The organism is Devosia submarina, from assembly GCF_003056345.1.
Classification (GTDB): domain Bacteria; phylum Pseudomonadota; class Alphaproteobacteria; order Rhizobiales; family Devosiaceae; genus Devosia; species Devosia submarina.
In genome coordinates, this window is sequence record NZ_PYWB01000001.1 from 262,216 (window position 1) to 282,892 (window position 20,677).

The window sequence follows — 20,677 nt, forward strand, 5'->3', positions numbered from 1 at the left end:
GACATGCAGGCGAGCCATGCAAGAGCCGATCTTGGCAGGTGTTTTTTGTGCCTTATTCTACTTTCGTCTTAGCGGCTTTCGCATTATGGTCCGCGCCGAAACCAGACCCTAGAATCCGTTCAGCCTCTCGGAGAATCCTAGCGTGACCAGATACTACCTTGGCGTCGACGGCGGCGGAACCAATTGCCGCGTGCGACTGGCCGATGAGAATCTGCAAACGCTGGCCGAGGTCAAGAACGGCCGCTCCAATTTGCAGATCGATGCTGGCGAGCCGGCATTCAAGGCCATCAGCGACGGCACGCGCGATGTTTTCCGCGCCGCCGGTATCGATTTCGCTGAAGCGGCCAACACATACGCCTGCTTCGGCATGGCCGGCGGTCGCATGGATTCGGCCCGTGCCAATTTCGCTGCCCGCCCCTGGCCCTTCGCAGGCGTCAAGGTTTATGACGACATCGATATTGCCCATGCCGGCGCTCTCGGTGGCGGTGAGGGCGGTGTAATCATCGTCGGCACTGGCTCTGCGGCGATGTCGATCGTCGACGGCAAGCGCTATCAGGCCGGTGGTTGGGGTTTCCAGATCGGCGATCAAATGTCCGGGGCGATCCTTGGTCGCGAACTGGCTCGCTATTCCGTGGAGGCCGAGGATGGTCTGGTGGAAGCTTCGCCCTTGACCAAGGCCGTCATCGCGCAGTTGGGGGGCGACAACCAGGCCGTCATGACCTGGTCCTTTGCGACCGACCTTGGCCTCAAGATCCTCAGCCGTGATGGAACGGAAGGGTGCGATGATGCCTTGATCGGCCGCGCTCCAGCAGAATTCGGCCGCCTGATGCCGCTCTTTTTCGAATATTTCGAAAAGGGTGACCCGATCGCCCGAAAGATGATGGACATCGAGCTTGGCTATATCGACACCTATGTCCGCTGGTTCAAAGGCCATAATGCCAAAGTCATGGCCATTGTTGGTGGCTTGGGAGAGCGCCTGTTTCCCATCCTCCAGCAGCACTATGGCGACTTCGTTGCCCTGCCAAAATTCGAACCGCTCCACGGTGCGGTGATCCTCGCCAAGCAGAACTTCGCTTAAAAGACGCGTCAAACCAAGGACTAGCCCAGTGTCCAGCCGTATTATTCCTGTTCAGCCTTTCGATTATGTGGTGTTCGGCGCCACGGGCGATCTGACCAAGCGCAAGCTGATCCCGGCCTTGTACCACCGTTTCAAGGATGGCCAGTTCGACGAGAAGAGCCGCATCATCGGCGTGTCGCGTTCCAAGCTCTCCGACGCGGAATTCCAGTCCGCTGCGCGCGATGCGATTACGCAGTTCGTGGAGAAGGACTATCAGGACCAGGACGTCATTGAGCGGTTTGTGAAGATTTGCTCCTACGTTCCGGTGGACGTCAGCAAGCCGGAAGACGCCGGTGATCTCGGCAAGGCGCTGCGCGAGGACCCCAAGATCGTGCGCGCCTTCTATCTGGCGGTTGCGCCTGATCTGTTCGAGCCGATTGCTGAATATCTCCAGAGAAACAAGCTTTACCGCCGCGATGCTCGTGTGGTGATTGAGAAGCCACTCGGCCACGATCTTGAGTCTTCGATGGAAATCAACGATGGCGTTGCCAAGATTTTCAAGGAAGATCAGGTCTACCGCATCGATCATTATCTCGGCAAGGAAACGGTCCAGAACCTTCTGGCCCTCCGCTTCGCCAACGCGCTGTTCGAGCCCATCTGGAACTCAGCCCATATCGACCACGTCCAGCTGACCGTGGCTGAGAGCGTGGGCGCCGGCACGCGCGGCTATTACGATGAATCTGGCGCCCTTCGCGACATGATCCAGAACCACATGCTGCAGCTGCTCTGCCTTGTGGCCATGGAACCACCGGCTTCTGATGACGCCAATGCTTTGCGCGATGAAAAGCTCAAGGTGCTGCGCGCTCTCAAGCCGATCGTCAACGGCGATGTCGCCAAGAACACCGTGCGCGGCCAGTACAAGGGCGTGAAATCCGAAACGACGTCTGTGGCCGGCTATCAGGAAGAGCTCCCCGAAGACAAGAAGGGCAGCCGGACCGAGACTTTCGTTGCCCTCAAGGCCGAAGTCGAAAACTGGCGTTGGGCTGGCGTGCCATTCTATTTCCGCACCGGCAAGCGCATGGCCAGCCGCGTTTCGGAAATCTGCATCCAATTCAAGCCCATCCCGCACTCGATCTTTGATCACGCCGAAGGCGCCGCCAAGGCCAACAAGCTCATCATCCGCCTGCAGCCGGATGAAGGCGTCAAGCTCATGATGATGATCAAGGACCCAGGTCCCGGCGGCATGCGCCTGCGCGAAGTGCCGCTGAATCTGAGCTTTGCCCAGACCTTCACGGAGCGTACTCCTGAGGCCTATGAGCGCCTGTTGCTGGACGTGATCCGCGGCAACCAGACCCTCTTCATGCGGCGCGACGAACTCGAAGCCGCATGGCAATGGGTCGATCCGATCCGCGAGGCGTGGGACCGTTCGACCGAGCCGCCGCAATCCTATGTTGCTGGCACCTGGGGCCCGAGTGGCGCCATTGCCCTTATCGAGCGCGACGGCCGCACCTGGTATGAGGACGATATCTGATGTCCATCGAACGCCGCTCATTTGCTGACAAAGCCACTCTGGCTAAGGAACTGGCTGAGGCTGTTGCCGACCGGATTCGCGCAGCCATCGAGACGCGCGGGGTTGCAGCCATCGCGGTGAGCGGTGGTTCCACGCCCGCCCGGTTCTTCCAGGCGCTAGGCAAGACCAAGGACATCGATTGGTCCAAGGTCATGGTCACCCTTGTTGATGAGCGCTGGGTGGACGAAACCAACGACCGCTCCAATGCCCTCTTGGTTAACGAACGGATGCTGCAGGGGCCGGCGGCGACAGCCCGGTTCTTCCCGCTTTATTCCGGCGGCGACGAACCGAACGAAGAGCAAATTGCCAAGACCAATGCCTTGCTGGCGCAACTCCCCGAGCAGTTCGCAGCAGTCGTCCTCGGCATGGGCAGCGATGGGCATACAGCGTCGTTCTTTCCTGGCGGCGACACGCTCGAGCAGGCTTTGAACGAAGCAGGTCCAACCGTCTCTATCCGCGCGCCCGGCGCCGGGGAGCCCCGCATCACCTTTACCCTTCCGCGCCTCCTCCAGGCGGATGGGCTGTACCTTCATATTGAAGGGGAGGAAAAGGCCGCCGTTCTCGACACGGCTTTGGGCGAGGGTCCCGTTGAGGACATGCCCATTCGTGCCGTCTTGCGGTCCGGCCATGCTGTAAACGTCTACTGGTGCCCATAGTCCCCTCAGCGATCCCCAATCGACCGCTCTGGCCACTACGCGGCTCCGTCTTGAAGGAGCTCGACCATGTCTGTCCGTCAGGCCATCCAGGATGTCACCGACCGTATCGCTGCGCGCAGCCGCGATAGCCGCCGGGACTATCTGAACCGCCTCGATGCCGCCCGCGAAGCCGGCGTAAACCGCGCCGTTCTGTCCTGCGGCAACCTTGCCCACGCCTTCGCCGCCTGCTCGCCGTCTGAAAAGGCAGCGCTTGCTGGCAATAAAACGCTGAATTTGGGGATTGTCACCAGCTACAACGACATGCTGAGCGCCCATCAGCCCTATCAGTTCTACCCGGACATCATCAAGGAAGCCGCTCGCTCCATTGGCGCGACGGCCCAGGTGGCCGGGGGCGTTCCTGCCATGTGCGATGGCGTGACCCAGGGTCAGCCGGGCATGGACCTCTCGCTGTTCTCGCGCGACGTCATCGCCATGTCGACAGCCATCGCCCTGAGCCACAACATGTTTGATGCCGCTGTGTATCTCGGCATCTGCGACAAGATCGTCCCCGGCCTTTTGATCGGTGCGCTCACGTTCGGGCATCTGCCGGCCGTGTTCATTCCTGCTGGTCCCATGCCGTCCGGCATCCCGAATGATGAAAAGAGCAAGGTTCGCCAGCTCTACATGGAAGGCAAGGTTGGCCGGGCCGAACTTCTGGAGGCCGAATCCAAGTCCTACCATTCGGCCGGAACCTGCACCTTCTATGGCACGGCCAACTCCAACCAGATGCTGATGGAGATCATGGGGCTCCATCTCCCGGGCGCCAGCTTCGTCAACCCCGGCACGCCCCTGCGCGACGCGCTCACCAAGGAAGCAACGGTCCGCGCCCTGTCGCTGACGGCGTTGGGCAATGATTACACGCCTGTAGGCCATGTCATTGATGAAAAGGCCATCGTCAACGGCCTGGTTGGTCTGCATGCCACTGGCGGCTCCACCAACCACACCATGCATCTGATTGCCATCGCCGCCGCTGCTGGCCTGCAGGTCACCTGGGACGACATGAGCGATCTCAGCGATGCCACCCCGCTGCTGGCGCGCGTTTATCCCAATGGTGTGGCCGACGTGAACCACTTTCGTGCCGCGGGCGGGATGGGCTTCCTGATTGGGGAATTGCTCGAAAGCGGGCACCTCCACGAGGACGTCAAGACGGTCTGGGGCAGTGGGCTTTCGGGCTACAAGGTGGAAGCCAAGCTGATTGAGGACAAGCTGACCTTTGAGGCTGCGCCCAAGGAATCCGCGCTCCCTAAGGTTTTGACCAAGGTCGCGATGCCATTCCAGCAGAGCGGTGGCCTTAAGCTGCTGACCGGCAATCTGGGCCGCTCGGTGATCAAGGTCTCGGCCGTCAAGCCCGAGCACCGCGTGGTCGAAGCTCCCGCTCGGGTGTTCCACGGCCAGGAAGGGCTGCAGGCGGCGTTCAAGGCAGGCGAGCTGACCGGCGACATGATTGCAGTGGTACGCTTCTCGGGTCCGCGCGCGCTGGGCATGCCGGAACTGCATAAGCTGACGCCATCGCTTGGCATTTTGCAGGATCGTGGCTTCAAGGTTGCGCTGCTGACCGATGGCCGGATGTCGGGTGCTTCGGGCAAGGTACCCGCAGCGATCCACATGACGCCGGAAGCCGTCGATGGCGGGCCGATCAGCAAGATCCGCGATGGCGACATGATCCGGCTCGACGCCAATGAAGGCACGCTGACGTTCCTCGGCGACGAGAAGGAGTTCTTCTCCCGCACCCCGGCCACTGAAGATTTGCGCCCGCAGCATTTCGGCATGGGGCGCGAACTTTTTGCCGGCATGCGCAGCCTTGTGGGTGTTGCTGATCGGGGTGCCAGCGTCTTTCAATAGGCGCGCTTCTTTGGCCGTACCGTGACTTCCTCCAGCCGCCTTGGCTGGAGGCCCTGCGGGTCGACGCCGACATCGAACTGGCGCGGCTGCGGTGATAGCCGGCCATGCGAATGGCCATGGAGGTTGATGGACCTCTTGCCCATCTGGTTCCAGGTGCGGAATGGATAGTGGCACATGATGTAGAGCTGCCCGTCGACGACGAGCTCTGCATAATGCTGCATGCTCGCCCAGCCCTTGACGGCGAGGGTCGCTGGCGGGTCATTGTTGCCGATGATGAGGTGCTTGGTGCCGTTGAGTTGGCTTAGTAGCGCCTCGACCTGCTCCTGCGTGCCGCGCGCGAAATCACCCAAATGCCATATCTCGTCATCGGGCCCAACGATGCTGTTCCAGTTGGCGATCAGCGCCGCATCGTGTTCGACCATGTTTGCGAAGGGGCGCCGATCGATGCGCAGGACGCGCGGGTCGGCAAAGTGGGTGTCGCTGGTAAAAAAGAGCATGGCGGCTTAACGGCTGCGCCCGAACAAGCGTTCAATGTCCTTTTTCTTGAGCTCTACGTAGGTGGGCCGTCCATGAATGCACTGGCCGGAATGAGGCGTCGCCTCCATGTCGCGCAGCAGGGCATTCATTTCATCGACCCGCAGGCGCCGGCCGGATCGCACCGAGCCGTGGCAGGCCATGCGGGCGATGATCGCTTCCATCCTGTCGCTGAGCGCGGCAGTCGAATCCCATTCGGCAAGGCCATCCGCCAGATCGCGGACGAGACCCTCGACATCACTATTGCCCAGGAGGGCAGGGGTCTCGCGCACGGCGATGGCCCTCGGACCAAAACGTTCCAGATAAAGCCCGAACCTCTCCAGCTCGTCGGCCGCTTCTTCGAGCCGACTGCAGTCTTCTTCGGGTAATTCGACAACAAGCGGGATCAGCTGCGCTTGGCTCGGCACCGGTCCGGATGCCAGTTGCGCCTTGAAGCGCTCATAAACCAGCCGCTCATGAGCGGCATGCTGATCGACCAGCAGGAGGCCCTCGCCGTTCTGCGCGATGATGAAATTGTCGAACATCTGTGCACGGGCGGTGCCGAGCGGAAAGTCCACCACTTGCGGTGCAGGCTCGATCTCGATCCGGGCACTGGGTTCGTTGAAGCCGGCAAGGTTTGCAGGCTCGCGATAATCCGGTGCGAAAGGATTGCTTTGGCGCAGACTGGATGGACGATCAAAGCCGGCAAATCGGCCGTCTGCCTCTGCTGCAGCATAAGCTGGTGTCGGTGTGGCCGGAGCGGGGTAAGCGGGGGCAGTGAACGCGCCCAGCACGTCTTCAGCCACAGTCGTCGAGGCCTTGAACCCGGCGGCGGTCAGCGCTTCACCGATGGCGCGGATCACGGCACCCCGCACCGCGCCCGCATCGCGGAAGCGTAGTTCGGCCTTGGCGGGGTGAACGTTGACGTCGACCTCGGCGGGGTCGATCGCAAGATAAAGCGCCACAACTGGGAAACGGTCGCGGAAGGTGAAATCGGCATAGGCGGCGCGGATGGCTCCGACCAGCACCTTGTCCCGAACGGAGCGACCATTGACGAAGTAGAACTGCGACAGCGAATTGGCGCGCGTAAAGGTCGGCAGGCCCGCAAGGCCCGCTACGGTGACCCCATGGCGTTCGCTGGCAAGAGCTACTGCGTTCTTGGCGAAATCATCGCCGATCACCTGCGCAAGCCGGGCTTCGAGCGCACCCGAACCGGTCACGGCAGGCCAGTTGCTGGCCGAACGGTCGGAGCCCTGAAGCACGAAATGAACCGATGGATTGGCCATGGCGAGGCGCTTGAGCACATCGGTAATCGCCGCTGCTTCGGCGCGGTCGCTCTTGAGGAATTTGAGCCGGGCAGGCACCTTGGCGAAGAGGTTCTTGACCTCGACAATGGTGCCCCGATTCATCGCCTGGGGCACGGGGCCAGCGCGCACGCCGTTGCGCACCTCGAGCCGCAGTCCGCTCTCGGCATTTGCCGTGCGTGAGCAGACCGACAGTTCCGCCACCGAGCCAATGGAAGCCAGCGCTTCGCCCCGGAACCCAAGGGTGCGGATATCATCAAGCTCGTCTTCGCTGAGTTTAGAGGTGGCGTGTCGCTCGACTGACAGAACGAGGTCCTGCCGGTCCATGCCATGTCCATCGTCCTCGATCCGCATCAGCGTCTTGCCACCGCCCCCCGTGGTGACGACGATCCGGCGCGCACCAGCGTCGATGCTGTTTTCCACCAGCTCCTTGATCACGCTCGCAGGCCGCTCCACCACTTCGCCGGCGGCAATGCGGTTGATCAGATCCTCGGGCAGCTGGCGAATGGGCAAAAATGATTCTCCTTGGGCGCAGTATAGGGGAGGGCAGCGATGCTGCCGACCGGGATTGTGCGCATAGGCGTGCCGAAGCGCCGCCTCGAGTGCGGTGATCAACAGCGTTGATGTGGCGAGGCCCTGCCTCGGAGGTAGTTTAGTGTAGTGAGACAGAGCCTCGCCACATCAGATGGGATTTTAGGCTGATCCCGGCGCGACTCTGGACGAGAGGCGTCAATAGCCCCCACAATCACTTCCGCCGTCCTACGGGGATCGCGACATCCCCGCCCCATCTGCCCCTTCACAAGCCGGTTCGCGCGACCCGCTGGTTCGTGAAGGCAGTAAGGGGAGATTAGCGCAAGGGAATGGTGGGGGGAGAAGGGGAACATCTATGGTGTGAGTGCCTGGGCGCTAGACGTGCCAAACACGCGATGTCATCCCGGACTTGATCCGGGATCCATCCTGAGATGGTCAGTGAGTTGGTGGGGCGCTTGAGCCACCTTGCGGCTGGGGTGGGATCTCGGGCTGGGCCCCGGGTCGAACCCGGGGTGACATCGGGGGTGGGCTGGGATGGTGCCACTGCAGGCGCATCTTTTGCCGAGCTGCGTGGATGCTCAGTAGCCTCATGGCGAGCCTGTCGAACCATGGAGCGCCGCACCTAAACCTCCACTCGCCCGGCCTATTGGTTCGATGGGATCACCACGTAACCTCGGCATCGGCGCTCTGCGGAGTTAGCGGCGGTTTGCAGCCGGGGGCTTATCGCCTATAGCTCGGGAAAGCCTTTTAAACGGTGCCCGATGCCCTCCCAGTCGCCAATGGACCTTGCGCTTTCACTCGCCGCCGAAGCCTTCAGCAATGACGAGGCCCCAGTGGGTGCCGTCGTGATGGAGGGTGAAACGGTGCTGGCGGCCGAGCGCAATCGGATGAAGGCGCTGGGCGACCCGACGGCGCATGCGGAAATGCTGGCCATGCGGGCGGCGCTGGGCCAGCGTGGGACGGGGCGGCTGGATGGGTGCGATCTTTATGTGACGCTGGAGCCCTGTGCCATGTGTGCGGGTGCGATTGCCCACGCGCGCTTGCGGCGGGTGTATTTTGGCGCCGAGGATATCAAGGCGGGAGCCGTGGAGAACGGAATCAGGCTGTTTGGGCAGCCCAGTTGCCATCATGCGCCCGAGGTGATCGGGGGGATTGGAGCGGCGCGTTCGGAGGCGATGCTGGTCGAGTTTTTCCGCAAGCTGCGGCGCTAATTGCTTTCAATGACCGGCACCTTGCCAGCAAGATAGGCTTCGATCTTGTCGGCCAGCATGCGCTTGAAGCGCTCCTTTTCCCCGTCGCCATGCGCCACGATCTCGCGCACGCGCCAGAACTCGAGGGCTCCGAAATTGGTGACATGGGGGCGGATATAGATGTCGGGGGGATAGGCCGCCATCATGTGGGCGGTGAGTGAATGCATCATGATCTGAGCTGAGCCAAACCAGATATCGAGGGCCTTGTGGTCGGTCTTGGCAATGCCTTCGGAGGGATCGCCATTGACGTCGATGCCGATCAGGAAATCGGTGCCGATATCGGCCTGGTCGAGCGGCAGCGGATTGACCACGCCGCCATCCACCAGAATGTGGTTGGCATAAACCACAGGCTTGAAGAGGCTTGGAATGGCGATCGAGCCGGCAATGGCTGGATGGAGCAGCCCTGAATCGAACACCACCTGGTGCCAGGACTGGAAATCGGTGGCCACGACATAAAGCGGCACCTTGAGGTCCTTGAACTCGAGCGGGAAATTGGCGGGAGTGAAGGCTTCTACGATGGCCATGGCGTCGAGCTGCATCGAGATGCCGTTCTTAAGAATCCCGCCAATGCCGCGGATCTGGGTCGCCCAGAGCTTGGAGGCAATGATGCGCATCGTGCCCAGCACTTCATAGGAATGCTCGCGCAACTCCTTGCCGCTCATGCCCGCAGCCCAACCGGCCCCGATCAGTGCGCCAATGGAAGTGCCCGAGATCACACTGGGTTTGAGACCCAGCTCATCCATGGCCTCGATATAGGGAATATGGGTCAGCCCGCGGGCTGAACCGCCGCCCAGGGCTACCCCGATGCGCGGGCCAGCACTGGGGTCTTGCTCTGCTGGCTTCCGGCGCAATCGTGCGGCAAGCGCCTGGCCGGGACCGTGCATTTGTGGGGGTGGTGTGGAGGCATCAGACACTGGCTGGTCGAAAGCTGCATGGCCGGCGCTCTGTGGCGGACTAGCTTCCGGTGCGGGCGATTTCGCGCCAGCCGATGTCTCGGCGGCAAAAGCCTTCTGGCCAATCAATCTGTTCCACACCGGCGTAAGCACGCTTTTGTGCCTCACTCACAGTCTGGCCCAAAGCGGTTATGCACAGCACACGCCCGCCAGAGCCTAGTAAACGTTTTCCGTCCCGCCGCGTTCCTGCATGGAATACCTGCAGGTGATCATTGTCCAGTCCTTCGGCCCCGCGGATCTCGCTACCGTTAACAACCTGGCCAGGATAACCTTGGGTGGCCATGATGACGGTCAGGGCAAACTGATCTTTCCAGGCAACTTGATGATCTTTGAGCGTACCTGTTGCGGTGGCATGGAGCAGGGGCAGCAGATCGCTCAGCATGCGCATCATTAGCACTTGCGTTTCTGGGTCGCCGAAGCGAGCATTGTATTCCACGAGCTTGGGCCCATCGGAGGTCAGCATCAGGCCCGCATATAGCACGCCCTGATATGGCGTGCCGCGCCGGGCAAGGCCGCGCACGGTCGGCCAGATGATGCGCTCCAGGGTTTGCTCGTAGATTTCCTGGGTCATGACCGGAGCAGGGGAATAGGCGCCCATTCCCCCGGTATTGGGGCCCTGATCACCATCAAAGGCGCGCTTGTGATCCTGAGCGGTGGTGAGGGGGAGAATGTCGGTGCCGTCGCAAAGCACGAAAAGGCTGACTTCCTCGCCTTCCATGAATTCTTCGATCACCACCGACGCGCCAGAAGCGCCGAATGCGCCCGCAAAGCAATCGATGATTGCCTCCTCAGCCTCTTCGACACTCATTGCGACGGTGACGCCCTTGCCGGCTGCAAGGCCATCGGCCTTTACCACGATGGGGGCGCCCTGGGTGTAAAGATAGGCAAGGGCCGCGGCTTCATTGTCAAAGCGGGCATAGGCGGCTGTGGGGATATCCATTTCGTCGCACAAGGCCTTGGTGAAGCTCTTGGAGCCTTCCAATTGGCCCGCGGCCTTGGAGGGGCAGAAGCAGGCGATCCCCGCGGCGCGAATGTCATCGCCCAAGCCCGCGACAACTTGGGCGTCAGGGCCGACGACCACGAAATCAACAGCCATCAGGCGGCAGAAATCGATGATGGCCTTGTGATCGGTGATGTCCAAAGCCACGTTTTCGGCAATCGTGCCGGTGCCGCCATTGCCCGGGGCGATAAAGAGCTTGGACAAAAGCGGCGATTGCGCGATTTTCCAGGTCAACGCATGTTCGCGCCCGCCCGAACCGATCACCAAAACCCGCATGCCTTGCCCTCCCGCTTGAAGCGGCGTGATGCACTAGACGGGGTGGCGAGGCAAGAGGGAGTTGAGCGGTCTAGATTTCGGCTTGGTTGAAAATGCGCGTCAGATCGCCATTCCACTCATTGTGGTAGCGGTCGAGCCAGCGCTCGGCTGGCGTCTTGGCAAGGTGGAGGGTTTCCTCGAGCGGCGCCATGTAGATGGTTTCGTCCTTGCCCTCGTTGTTGAGCCGGTTGCGCCGGACAAGCCCCGCCTGGGCAATGCCGACGGCCTGGGCCGCGACGTCGAAAACATTGGAGCGGTCATGGGGCGCATCGAGCCCCAACCGGGGGACGTCGTGACGCAGGCGGTCGCGCTCCTCGCGGCTCCAGGGCTTGATCATCTCATAGGCGGCCTCAAGCGCGATATCGTCGTAGAGGAGGCCCGTCCAGAAGGCGGAAAGGGCCGTGACGGAGCGCTCGTCGCCCATGTCGGCGCCGCGCATTTCAAGGAATTGCTTGAGCCGCACTTCAGGGAAAATCGTGGACAGGTGATCTTCCCAATCCTTGATTGTCGGCTTTTCGCCGGGCAGTTGCGGCAGCCGACCCTCGAGGAAATCGCGGAAGCTTTCGCCCGCGACGTTCACATACTGCCCGTTGCGGATGACGAAATACATGGGCACATCGAGCGCATAATCGGCATATTGCTCGAAGCCAAAGCCTTCATCAAACGCGAAGGGCAGCATGCCGGTGCGGTCATTGTCGGTATGGAGCCAGATATGGCTGCGGAAGCTGAGATAACCGCTTTCCCGTCCATCCACGAACGGCGAATTGGCGAAAAGGGCAGTGGCAATGGGCTGCAGGGCCACGGCCACGCGCAGCTTCTTGACCATGTCGGCTTCATCAGAAAAGTCGAGATTGGTCTGCACCGTGCAGGAGCGGAACATCATGGAGGTGCCAAGCGTGCCGACCTTTTCCATGTACGGCTTCATGATGCCATAGCGTGACTTGGGCATGGCAGGGATTTCGTCCACCGACCAAAGCGGGGTAACCCCGAGGCCCAGGAAATGGATGTCGAGCGGCGCTGCGATTTTTTTGGCGATCCGCATGTGCTCGGCAAGTTCAGCGGCAGAGGCATGCAGATCCGTCTGCGGCGCGCCGGAGAGTTCAAACTGCCCGCCCGGTTCAAGCGAGATACCGCCGGCCACCTCGTTGTTGCGCAGGCCGATCGGGTTTTCGCCATCGTAGAAGGGATGCCAGCCGGTTTTGGCCTCGACCCCCTCGAGGAGGGCTCGAATGCCGTTAGGACCATCATAGGCCACGGGGCGCAGGGGATTGGTGTGGAACACGTGCTTTTCGTGTTCGGTGCCGATGCGCCACTCGCTCTGCGGCTTGCACCCGCGCGACATCGCCTCGATCAGCTCGGTTCGCGATTCGATCAGGGGCGAATGGGTGTCGGCACCGGCCATGCAGTCCTCGTGGCTTTGGAGGTAAATGTGGGGCGGAACATAGCGTTGCGCCAAAACAAAGCAATCGGCTTTTATCGCCAATCACCGATGGTCGCTTGAATAACGGCTAGCGCCGCAACGGAAGCTGTATCGGCGCGCAGGATCCGGGGACCAAGGCTGATGGGAATGGTGTACGGCAAGGCAAGGAGTTTGCTGCGCTCCTCATCGGAAAAGCCGCCTTCGGGACCGACCATGATGGCCACGGGTTTGCCGCGCAGCCCGGAGAGCACATCGATGGGCGAGGATGATGGGGCACTTTCATCGGCCAGAACCAGCTTCCGCTCGGGATTCCAGCCGTCAAGCAGCTTGTCGAGAGTGGTTTCCGGCATGACTTCGGGCACGCTCAAAACCTCGCATTGCTCGGCGGCCTCGATGGCATTGGCAACGAGGCGATCATGCTTGAGGCGATTGACCTGAGTGTATTTGGTGATCACCGGTTGGATGCGTCCGGCGCCCATCTCGGTGGCCTTCTGGATCACATAATCGAGGCGCTCGGTTTTAAGCGGGGCAAAGCAGTACCAAAGGTCGGATGGGGGCGTTTGCGGGGCGATCTGCTCGACGAGATGCACCACGACTGACTTCTTGGAATTGCTGGTCAACCGCGCCAGCCACGCGCCATGGCGGCCGTTGAACAGGACCACTTCATCGCCAACACTCTTGCGCAGCACGGCTGCGAGGTAAAGCGACTGCTCCTTGCCCAGGGTGAGGTCGAGGTCGACTCCAAGATCGGGCTCAACATGCAGGCGGGGCAGGGCGGCATGGGTGCGGGGCATCAGGCTTCTTCCATTCGCTGTGGCAAACTGCCACCACAAGTCCTTCAACAAGCTCCGGATGAGGTCTACTAGCTCAGAGCTGTTTGCGGTAGACCTCAGCACAAGCCTGTCGAACCACGAGGTCGTGGCACCATGCCAGAAACTGTTCCCAACGCTGTCCCCGATGCCCAGACCGGCAATTGGGTGGACCGCTCCGCGCCCCAATGGCTCAAGCCTTATGCCCGGCTGGCCCGCTGGGATCGGCCGATCGGCGTCTGGCTCCTGTTCTGGCCCTGTGCCTGGGGCCTGGGATTGGCGGCGGTCGCCAATCCGGAACAGGGGTTCGACTGGTGGGCGGCAGTGCTCATGTTTATCGGCGCCGCGCTGATGCGGGGCGCGGGCTGTACGTTCAACGATATTGTTGATCGCGACATCGACGACAAGGTCGCGCGGACTCGACTGCGGCCAATTCCATCAGGACAGGTGACCGCCAAGAAGGCACTGGCGTTTCTTGTGCTGCAGTCGCTGCTGGGAGCGGTGATCCTGTTTCAGTTCAATCGCTTCACCGTGTGGGCGGGTATCGCTTCCTTGGTGCTGGTTGCGATCTATCCTTTCATGAAGCGCATCACCTGGTGGCCACAAGCTTTTCTCGGCCTCGCCTTCGCGTATGGCGCCCTGGTGGGGTGGAGTAGCCAGATGGGAGGCCTCGGCCTAGCGCCGATCCTGCTCTACGCCGGCACGATCCTTTGGGTGATCGGCTATGACACCATCTATGCGCTGCAGGATATCGAGGATGATGCCATGATCGGCGTCAAGTCCACAGCACGGCTGTTTGGGCCCCGGGCCAAGCCGATCATCGCTGGCTTCTATGCGGGTGCCTATGTGCTGTGGCTCGCCGCAGCGACCATAGCGGGAGCGGGAATTGTGTTCGCATTGATTTCGCTCGTGGTGGCGGGGCTGCTGGCCTGGCAGGTTTGGACGCTGGATGGGGCGGAGCCCGGCAATCCACTGTTGCGGTTCCGGTCCAATCATTATGCGGGATTAGGGCTTGCGCTGTCGCTGGCGTTCTTGGCGGAATGGGTCTGGTAGCAAGCAACCTCAGCCCTTGGTCTTTCCCCTGCAAGGAGGAGGGTGTTGACGGAAGCATCTCGCCAACAAACGCCCAAAGGGCTGACCGCACCACCGGCCAACCCTTCAAGCGTGCTTTGGAGGAGCAGTAAACCTTTAGGCTTCGGGCTGGCCCGGCTGGCGGCGGTTGAGGAAGCGGGGGCGGCGGCCGGCATCGGCGGCAAGCTTGCGGCGAGTGGCAGAATTGCCGACCATCACGCCATCCACCTGCTGAGAATAGGGCATGTATTGGCCATCACCAGCCTTGATAAAGAGCGGCAGGCGTAGCTTCTTGCCCCAGTTCTGCCATTCGGCAACGACGTTGTGGTTGCCTTCTTCTTCAAACACCTTGTAGTTGAGCTCGCCATCTTCATGGACCAGCTCGATGGAGCTGGTGAGAACGCCTTCTCCCGAGATCGCGGTGGCAACGGCAACCCCGATATATTCGGTAACGGGCACCTTGACCTTGATGGCAACGCCACTTTGTTCAAGCATGCGGCGCACTGTGACGGTCTTTACGGGGTCACGAGGGCCATTGTCATTGGCAGCAATAAACCGGCGGTCAGACAATGCGGGTTTTCCGAAAGCCAGGATCACCGATGCGCCTTCCATTGCAACGCCATGAAACATTTTGAACTCGCCTTCCTGTCAACTTCGAGAGCTGGTTTTTGGTGCTCTCTTTGTGAGGCCAACATACCCCGCCGGCTTACCCAGCCCCTTAATCGGTTCGGTTAAGTTTATCTTGTTTTCCCGGAGGGTTAGCGGGGTCTTGCACCCAGTTACAAGCGATTAACCCCACGGGCATCGGGGGCATTAACCCTGCCAAATCCTTGCCAGCTTTGTCGCTAGTCGACACATGCCGAAAGCGTGGCTGACATGTTCGTGCAAGGGCCTTGGACCCCTTGCCCAAAAGGCGCCTCACGCCTAAAAGGCCCGGCACATGCCAACCCCTCCAACCAGCTACAGTGACGACCTTGAATTGCTCCGCTCCTCGGCGGTGGCAGCGGGCATCATTGCCTGCGGCTTTTTCCGCCGCCCGGTGAAAAGCTGGACCAAGGACAACCAATCTCCGGTCAGCGAAGCGGATCTCCTGGTGGACCGCTATCTCGCCGCATCGCTTCTTTCGGCGCGCCCCAGCTATGGCTGGCTCAGCGAAGAAACTTCGGACAATCCGTCGCGCTTGGACTGCGAGCGCGTCTTCGTGGTCGATCCGATCGATGGCACCAGCGGCTTCTTGCGCGGGGAAGATAGCTGGTCGGTGTCCCTGGCCGTGGTCGAGAACGGCGTCCCCGTTGCAGGTGTTGTTTATGCGCCCGTGCGCGACGAAATGTATGACGCGGTAAAAGGGCAGGGCGCTCGCATCAATGGCCAGCCGCTAAGGAGGCATCGGCGCGCTGGAGCCGCTCCCATTATTCCTGCCGCGGGGGCCGTGCACCAGGAAATGCAGGCGGCCGGGCTGAATTACACGCGCGGGCCGCATTATCCCTCGCTGGCCTATCGGCTGGTGCAGGTAGCGACGGGCAAGCTCGACGCTGTTGCCAACAGGCGCGGCAGCCAGGACTGGGACATTGCGGCGGCGGCGCTGATCCTGCGGGAATGCGGGATTGCCTTCGAGGACGTGTGCAGCGGCTTCCCCGTTTTCAACAAACGAGATGTGCGCCACGGGGCGCTTGCGGCCCTTGGCGACATGAGCCTAAAACCGATCGTACATGCCGCGCTGATCAATGTTTATGGCTGCCCGGCAGAACCAGAACGCGCCCCGGAGATGGGCGAACTCACTCTTCCCGACGAACGGATTTGAACCGATGGCCGAAAAAGAAGACCCTTACAAGCAACTCCTCCATCTGGTGATCGGCGGCGAGCTATCGAGCCTTGAAGGCGTGACCTTTGCCGATCTCGACAAGGTCGATATCGTCGGGGTTTATCCCAATTACGCAAGCGCCCACGCCGCCTGGCGGCAAAAGGCGCAGCTGACCGTGGATAGCGCACAGACGCGCTACTTCATTGTGCACCTGCATCGCCTGCTGGATCCGGACGCCGACAAGAAATAGCGGGGTGCACCTCGCACCGAGCTCAGGGGCACGCCCCCTGGTTCGGCAGGCTCACCATGAGGGCTACTGGTGGCGTGATGGGTGCAGACGAGCCTTTGGGCTTGGTTGTAATTGCGTGTGTTGGATCGGGCCTCGTCTAGCGGAAGCTAGACCGGCTGGCCGAGCACCACCCTTTCATCGGCCCTCATGGTGAGCCTGTCAAACCACGAGGGCTTGGCAAAGTGGTGCCTACCGCACTAGCTCCGCCAAAATCGCGTCCATCGCCCCCGGACCGCCGATCCTCTGCCGGCCGATACTACCCAGCCGTTTGCGCTCGGTCTCATCCTCCACCAAGCGCCGAAGCGCTCTGCCGATCGCCCCAGCTTCAGCTGGAACCACGATCCTGGCTTCACCAAACAGCGCCTGCTCGTCACGGAAGCGGGAGCGGCGGTCGCGCTCATTGATAAAGGTGATGGCCGGCCGGCCGGAGCCCAGAGCCTGCACGGTGGCGGTGCCCGCCTGTGACAGCACGATGTCCGAGGCGGCAAGCAGATTGGCCAGAGCACCGCCACGCGCCATGTGGATAGTAAGATCCCCGTCAAATATTTGGCCCAGGTCAGCGGCTTCGGTGCTCAATAATGGTGTGCGGCGCAGGCCGGTTTGCCCAGCGAGATCATCCACATCGATGCCGCCGGCAACAGCCAGGAACACATCAGGACATAGTTCCGCAGGAAGCGTCCGCAGGGCTGCTACTTGAAGGGCAAAGCTTTCCGCCGTCAGCGCGCGGCTGCCGGGCAAGAGCGTTATGGCACTGGCTCTGGTGCGGCGTGCGGCGGCGTCATAGTCGCTCGAGGGAATGGTATCCATCATCACGTTGCCGGCACAACGGGCATCCACGCCCGTGGCCAGCAATGACTGAGCCAGCGCGTCGGCGCGGCAGAAGACCGTCTGGCAAGTCTTCTGGATCACCCAGCGCTCGGCGGCCGAATAAAGCCGGGCGGCACCGGTCTTGTAGACGTCGAGATAGGTAAGGCCACGATGGCCCGTGGCAGCAGCGGCGATAACGCCCACCATGTCGCCCACGACCACAACGCGGTCATAGCGGCCCATGGCCTGGCGCAGGAACCGCAATGCAGGCGGAACGATGCGCAAGCCGCCAGTCGCAACATCGCGGCGCAGCGAGCCCTTGACGTTGCGCCAACCTTCGGACGCCAGAGTGGCTCTCGGGCCGACCAGCGGGCAGATGCCGTTGTAGGCATTGCCGGCGCCGATCATGGCATAGGCGTCTACTGCAATGGTCTTGGGCAGGCGGGCCACAATCGCAGCGGCGATCCAGTCTTCGCCATGGCCGTTGGAAATAAACAGAAACCGGCGGCGGACTGACGCTTCCGCCACCGATCAGCGCCCGATGCCGTAGCGCTCAAAGGCCGTGTGCGCCGTCACGGCATCGGCATAGGCCTCCTGCCGGTCGACATTCCAGTAAAACAGTTCGTCCAGCGGAATGGGCTTGCCGGTGATAGCACAGCGCACAAACGTGCCGGGCTTGAGCACCACATAGTCACCGTCGAGATAGCGCACACTTGCTTCGGCCGGTGCGAAGCTCTTGTCGAAGATGTTCATGGGCAAAGTCCTTCATCCTTTAGGGCAGGATATAGCGCCCCAAGGGGCCTCTCAAAAGAGGCTTTCCTGCGCATCGCTCTCCGGCACGGGCCGCGCCTTCTTTTTGGGTAGCGGCGCAGTACCGGCAACAACCGCATCAACGCCGCCATCGGCGAATTCGATCGCGATCCGATCGCCAGGCGTGAGACTGGAGCGCTCGTGCACGAGATGGCCGTCGTCATCCTTGATCACGGCATAGCCGCGCGCTAGCACGCTCTTGTAGCTGAGAGAAACAAGGAGCTTGCCAGCCTGGGTAAGCGCCGTCTGGCGCTGGGCGATCTGGCCCGTCACGCCCGCAAGCAGGCGCGCCGTGAGTGGCGTAAGCAGGCTCTGGCTATGGCGCAATTCGGCGCGCAGGCTGTTGGGCGAAAGCTTGGGGCCGATCCCCTCGAACTGCGCGCGCTTACGCTCCACCAGCCGCATGGCACCGGCGCCGAGACGCTCGGCGCGCGGATCATAGGTGAGGCGAGCCCGATCCACCGTCTTGCGCAGGCCGGCATCGCCGCGCAGCAATAGGTTCTTGAGGCGCTCGGCATATTCGCCCTGGCGTCGCTGCAGCAATTGGGGCCCCAGGCGCGGGGCAATGCGGGAGAAATGGACGTGCCGCTCCTGCACCGAATGGCGCAGGCAGGAAAAGAGGTTGCTCGAAGCGTGGTCAAGCCGCTGGCGTTGCGTCGCGACCAGATCCGCAGGCCGGGGAAGCCCGGCGGCAGCGGCACGCAAGCGGTCGCGTGCACTCATGGCAATGCGTCGCGCCGCCTGGCGTTGGCGGGCGCCGTGATCGTCGACATAGCCAATGAGTTCGGCACGCACGGGTACGGCCGCTTCCGCCGCGGCAGTAGGCGTCGGGGCGCGCATGTCCGAGACATAGTCGATCAGCGTCGTATCGGTTTCGTGGCCAACGGCGGAGATGACGGGGATGTTGCTGGCCGCAACTGCGCGCACCACGGCTTCCTCGTTGAAGCCCCACAGATCCTCAATGGACCCACCGCCACGTGCGACGATCAGGAGGTCTGGCCGCGGGACGGCGCCATTGCCGTCAAGAGTGTTGAAGCCTTCGATGGCATTCACCACTTCGGCCGCACAGGTGTCCCCCTGCACGCGAACAGGCCAGACCAGCACATGGCTGGGGAAGCGGTCCCCGAGGCGATGGAGGATATCGCGAATCACCGCGCCGGTGGGCGAGGTAACAACGCCGATCACCCGCGGCAGATAGGGCAGGGGGCGCTTGCGCTCGCGCGCGAACAGCCCTTCGGCAAGGAGCTTTTTGCGCCGCTCTTCAAGCAGCGCCATCAGCGCACCAGCGCCGGCCGGCTCGATATTATCGATAACGATCTGGTACTTGGAGGAGCGGGGGAAGGTCGTCAGCCGCCCCGTGGCGATAATTTCCAGCCCTTCCTCGGGCTTGAAGGTCAGCCGGCCATAGCTGCCCTTCCACACCACCGCATCAATGGACGCAGCTTCGTCCTTGAGCGTGAAATAGCAATGGCCAGACGAATGCTGCCCGCGAAACCCCGAAATTTCGCCGCGCACCCGCACATGGCCGAACTCGTCTTCCACTGTGCGCTTAACCGCTTGCGCGATTTCGCTGACGGTGAATTCCGCGGCATTGGTAAGGATTTCAGCCATGCCCTGTGGTGGTGGATTTGCGGGCAGAGGTCAAGAGGCCGCCTTACTCGGCTGCGTCAGTCAAGTGTGTGGGCGCCTCGAGATTGCCCATGGATTGGACAATATGGTTGGCAAGGGCATCATAGATGCCGCCATAGGCGTGGCTCGCGCGCATCAGGGCGATCTGCGCATCAGCCAAACGCGGCAGGCCATGGTCTTCCGTCACGACCCGCATGCCGGGTTGAAGCGCGCTTTCGGGCAGGAAGCCGATCGCGAGGTCCGAAAGAACGGCGCTGGAGATCGCTGTGGCATTGGATGACGTATAGGCGATCCGATAGTCGATGCCGCTGCGATCCAATGCTTCCATCGCGTCCTTGCGCCAGATGCAATAGTTCGGCCCGCAGGCGATGGCTAGCGGCTCGCTGGCAAGTGCCCGGCCGCCATGGCTGGCCACCCAGAACATGCGCTCGGTGCGGAACAATTCCCCGAAATTCTGCTCGGTGCCTTGCGTAAAAACGATCAGATCGTGCTTGCCAGCTTTCATGCCTTCCAGCAGGTGCTCGGAGGCCATGCAGGCGACATCCACCGCGATCTTTGGGTGAGTACGCTGAAAGCTGGACAAAATCACCGGCAGGAGCCGCACGGCATAGTCATCGGGCACGCCGAAGCGGATGGAGCCCGACAGGTCGCCATCGGAGAAATGATCGAGAATTTCCGCATTGGTGCGCAGCATCTTGCGGGCACGGGCATAAAGCGTTTCCCCGTGGCGCGTGAGCTGCACGCTCCGTCCGTCCCGCGTCAGCAGCGAATGTCCCAGCCGCTCCTCAAGCCGCTTGATCTGCATGGAGACGGCGGACTGCGTCTTATTTACCCGCCGCGCGGCTTCGGTGAAGCTCCCGCAATCGGCAATTGCGCAAAAGCTTTGCAACTGGTCGAGATCAAGAGGAGCAGCCATCTGCAGTATCACTGAATTTGATGAAGTGGATGAAATCTATTTGTTGGACGAATGAATGTCCAGCGCGCAATCTCGTGAACATCGGCGGTTCAATT

At 61.7% G+C, this 20,677-nt stretch carries 19 protein-coding genes; 8 read left to right on the top strand and 11 right to left on the bottom strand.

Annotation, left to right across the window (positions count from 1 at the left end; genetic code table 11):
• Positions 1-142 precede the first annotated feature (142 nt).
• From DDE77_RS01125 to edd, 4 genes are all read left to right on the top strand, one after another.
• Positions 143-1,078 (top strand): glucosamine kinase nucleotide-binding domain-containing protein, encoded by a 936-nt coding sequence (locus DDE77_RS01125; protein ID WP_108395586.1) that lies wholly within the window; start codon positions 143-145, stop codon positions 1,076-1,078.
• Between the two features lie 28 nt (positions 1,079-1,106).
• Positions 1,107-2,588 (top strand): glucose-6-phosphate dehydrogenase, encoded by a 1,482-nt coding sequence (gene zwf, locus DDE77_RS01130; RefSeq protein WP_108395587.1) that lies wholly within the window; start codon positions 1,107-1,109, stop codon positions 2,586-2,588.
• Positions 2,588-3,283 (top strand): 6-phosphogluconolactonase, encoded by a 696-nt coding sequence (gene pgl / locus DDE77_RS01135; RefSeq protein ID WP_108395588.1) that lies wholly within the window; start codon positions 2,588-2,590, stop codon positions 3,281-3,283. Before zwf ends, pgl begins: the two co-directional genes overlap by 1 nt.
• A gap of 66 nt (positions 3,284-3,349) precedes the next feature.
• Positions 3,350-5,164, top strand: coding sequence for a phosphogluconate dehydratase (edd, locus tag DDE77_RS01140; RefSeq protein ID WP_108395589.1), 1,815 nt, complete (start codon positions 3,350-3,352; stop codon positions 5,162-5,164).
• Here the strand turns inward: edd and DDE77_RS01145 are convergent.
• Together DDE77_RS01145 and mutL are read right to left on the bottom strand one after the other, a co-directional pair.
• Positions 5,158-5,661, bottom strand: a complete 504-nt coding sequence (locus tag DDE77_RS01145) for a metallophosphoesterase family protein (RefSeq protein WP_108395590.1) — start codon at positions 5,659-5,661, stop codon at positions 5,158-5,160. The genes edd and DDE77_RS01145 overlap by 7 nt on opposite strands.
• A gap of 6 nt (positions 5,662-5,667) precedes the next feature.
• Positions 5,668-7,494 (bottom strand): DNA mismatch repair endonuclease MutL, encoded by a 1,827-nt coding sequence (gene mutL, locus DDE77_RS01150; protein WP_108395591.1) that lies wholly within the window; start codon positions 7,492-7,494, stop codon positions 5,668-5,670.
• Positions 7,495-8,291: 797 nt separating this feature from the next.
• Between mutL and DDE77_RS01155 the strand changes: the two genes are divergently transcribed.
• Positions 8,292-8,723, top strand: coding sequence for a nucleoside deaminase (locus DDE77_RS01155; protein WP_245895042.1), 432 nt, complete (start codon positions 8,292-8,294; stop codon positions 8,721-8,723).
• Here the strand turns inward: DDE77_RS01155 and DDE77_RS01160 are convergent.
• The 4 genes from DDE77_RS01160 to DDE77_RS01175 all read right to left on the bottom strand — a co-directional run bounded on the left by DDE77_RS01160 (position 8,720) and on the right by DDE77_RS01175 (position 13,244).
• The gene (locus tag DDE77_RS01160) at positions 8,720-9,676 is read right to left on the bottom strand and encodes a patatin-like phospholipase family protein (protein WP_157959591.1); all 957 of its coding nucleotides are present in this window, start codon (positions 9,674-9,676) and stop codon (positions 8,720-8,722) included. The two genes, DDE77_RS01155 and DDE77_RS01160, sit on opposite strands and share 4 nt — an antisense overlap.
• 40 nt (positions 9,677-9,716) lie before the next feature.
• Positions 9,717-10,991 (bottom strand): phosphoribosylamine--glycine ligase, encoded by a 1,275-nt coding sequence (gene purD, locus DDE77_RS01165; RefSeq protein ID WP_108395594.1) that lies wholly within the window; start codon positions 10,989-10,991, stop codon positions 9,717-9,719.
• 70 nt (positions 10,992-11,061) lie between these two features.
• The gene (locus tag DDE77_RS01170; protein WP_108395869.1) at positions 11,062-12,432 is read right to left on the bottom strand and encodes a glutamate--cysteine ligase; all 1,371 of its coding nucleotides are present in this window, start codon (positions 12,430-12,432) and stop codon (positions 11,062-11,064) included.
• Positions 12,433-12,503: 71 nt separating this feature from the next.
• Positions 12,504-13,244, bottom strand: a complete 741-nt coding sequence (locus DDE77_RS01175; protein ID WP_108395595.1) for a 16S rRNA (uracil(1498)-N(3))-methyltransferase — start codon at positions 13,242-13,244, stop codon at positions 12,504-12,506.
• 132 nt (positions 13,245-13,376) lie between these two features.
• Between DDE77_RS01175 and ubiA the strand changes: the two genes are divergently transcribed.
• A complete protein-coding gene (gene ubiA / locus DDE77_RS01180) occupies positions 13,377-14,312 on the top strand; it encodes a 4-hydroxybenzoate octaprenyltransferase (protein WP_108395596.1) in 936 nt (311 codons plus the stop codon).
• 135 nt (positions 14,313-14,447) lie between these two features.
• Here the strand turns inward: ubiA and DDE77_RS01185 are convergent, their stop codons facing one another.
• Positions 14,448-14,960 (bottom strand): DUF6101 family protein, encoded by a 513-nt coding sequence (locus DDE77_RS01185; RefSeq protein WP_108395597.1) that lies wholly within the window; start codon positions 14,958-14,960, stop codon positions 14,448-14,450.
• A 310-nt stretch (positions 14,961-15,270) separates the two neighbouring features.
• Between DDE77_RS01185 and DDE77_RS01190 the strand changes: the two genes are divergently transcribed.
• Both DDE77_RS01190 and DDE77_RS01195 read left to right on the top strand, forming a co-directional pair.
• The gene (locus DDE77_RS01190) at positions 15,271-16,131 is read left to right on the top strand and encodes a 3'(2'),5'-bisphosphate nucleotidase CysQ (RefSeq protein ID WP_108395598.1); all 861 of its coding nucleotides are present in this window, start codon (positions 15,271-15,273) and stop codon (positions 16,129-16,131) included.
• Between the two features lie 4 nt (positions 16,132-16,135).
• Positions 16,136-16,381, top strand: a complete 246-nt coding sequence (locus DDE77_RS01195) for a DUF4170 domain-containing protein (protein WP_108395599.1) — start codon at positions 16,136-16,138, stop codon at positions 16,379-16,381.
• Positions 16,382-16,609: 228 nt separating this feature from the next.
• Here the strand turns inward: DDE77_RS01195 and DDE77_RS01200 are convergent, their stop codons facing one another.
• From DDE77_RS01200 to DDE77_RS01215, 4 genes are read right to left on the bottom strand one after another with little or no spacing between them, the layout of a single operon-like run.
• Entirely contained in the window at positions 16,610-17,755 is a 1,146-nt protein-coding gene (locus DDE77_RS01200; protein WP_108395600.1) for a glycosyltransferase family protein, read from the bottom strand.
• Positions 17,756-17,758: 3 nt separating this feature from the next.
• Positions 17,759-17,980, bottom strand: a complete 222-nt coding sequence (locus DDE77_RS01205; protein WP_108395601.1) for a DUF2093 domain-containing protein — start codon at positions 17,978-17,980, stop codon at positions 17,759-17,761.
• Positions 17,981-18,031: 51 nt separating this feature from the next.
• Positions 18,032-19,648, bottom strand: coding sequence for an exodeoxyribonuclease VII large subunit (gene xseA, locus DDE77_RS01210; RefSeq protein WP_108395602.1), 1,617 nt, complete (start codon positions 19,646-19,648; stop codon positions 18,032-18,034).
• A 43-nt stretch (positions 19,649-19,691) separates the two neighbouring features.
• Positions 19,692-20,582 carry a LysR family transcriptional regulator gene (locus DDE77_RS01215; protein WP_108395603.1) on the bottom strand — a complete coding sequence of 297 codons (891 nt, stop codon included), beginning with the start codon at positions 20,580-20,582 and terminating at the stop codon, positions 19,692-19,694.
• Positions 20,583-20,677: the final 95 nt, after the last annotated feature.

What these genes read in the sequence shown, in the direction of transcription:
- DDE77_RS01195 (WP_108395599.1), top strand. Translation starts at nt 16,136, where the DNA reads ATGGCCGAAAAAGAAGACCCTTACAAGCAACTCCTCCATCTGGTGATC.
- DDE77_RS01175 (WP_108395595.1), bottom strand. Translation starts at nt 13,244, where the DNA reads ATGCCCCGCACCCATGCCGCCCTGCCCCGCCTGCATGTTGAGCCCGAT.
- purD (WP_108395594.1), bottom strand. Translation starts at nt 10,991, where the DNA reads ATGCGGGTTTTGGTGATCGGTTCGGGCGGGCGCGAACATGCGTTGACC.
- DDE77_RS01170 (WP_108395869.1), bottom strand. Translation starts at nt 12,432, where the DNA reads ATGGCCGGTGCCGACACCCATTCGCCCCTGATCGAATCGCGAACCGAG.
- DDE77_RS01215 (WP_108395603.1), bottom strand. Translation starts at nt 20,582, where the DNA reads ATGGCTGCTCCTCTTGATCTCGACCAGTTGCAAAGCTTTTGCGCAATT.
- DDE77_RS01190 (WP_108395598.1), top strand. Translation starts at nt 15,271, where the DNA reads ATGCCAACCCCTCCAACCAGCTACAGTGACGACCTTGAATTGCTCCGC.
- DDE77_RS01185 (WP_108395597.1), bottom strand. Translation starts at nt 14,960, where the DNA reads ATGTTTCATGGCGTTGCAATGGAAGGCGCATCGGTGATCCTGGCTTTC.
- edd (WP_108395589.1), top strand. Translation starts at nt 3,350, where the DNA reads ATGTCTGTCCGTCAGGCCATCCAGGATGTCACCGACCGTATCGCTGCG.
- DDE77_RS01145 (WP_108395590.1), bottom strand. Translation starts at nt 5,661, where the DNA reads ATGCTCTTTTTTACCAGCGACACCCACTTTGCCGACCCGCGCGTCCTG.
- xseA (WP_108395602.1), bottom strand. Translation starts at nt 19,648, where the DNA reads ATGGCTGAAATCCTTACCAATGCCGCGGAATTCACCGTCAGCGAAATC.
- DDE77_RS01155 (WP_245895042.1), top strand. Translation starts at nt 8,292, where the DNA reads ATGGACCTTGCGCTTTCACTCGCCGCCGAAGCCTTCAGCAATGACGAG.
- DDE77_RS01205 (WP_108395601.1), bottom strand. Translation starts at nt 17,980, where the DNA reads ATGAACATCTTCGACAAGAGCTTCGCACCGGCCGAAGCAAGTGTGCGC.
- pgl (WP_108395588.1), top strand. Translation starts at nt 2,588, where the DNA reads ATGTCCATCGAACGCCGCTCATTTGCTGACAAAGCCACTCTGGCTAAG.
- ubiA (WP_108395596.1), top strand. Translation starts at nt 13,377, where the DNA reads ATGCCAGAAACTGTTCCCAACGCTGTCCCCGATGCCCAGACCGGCAAT.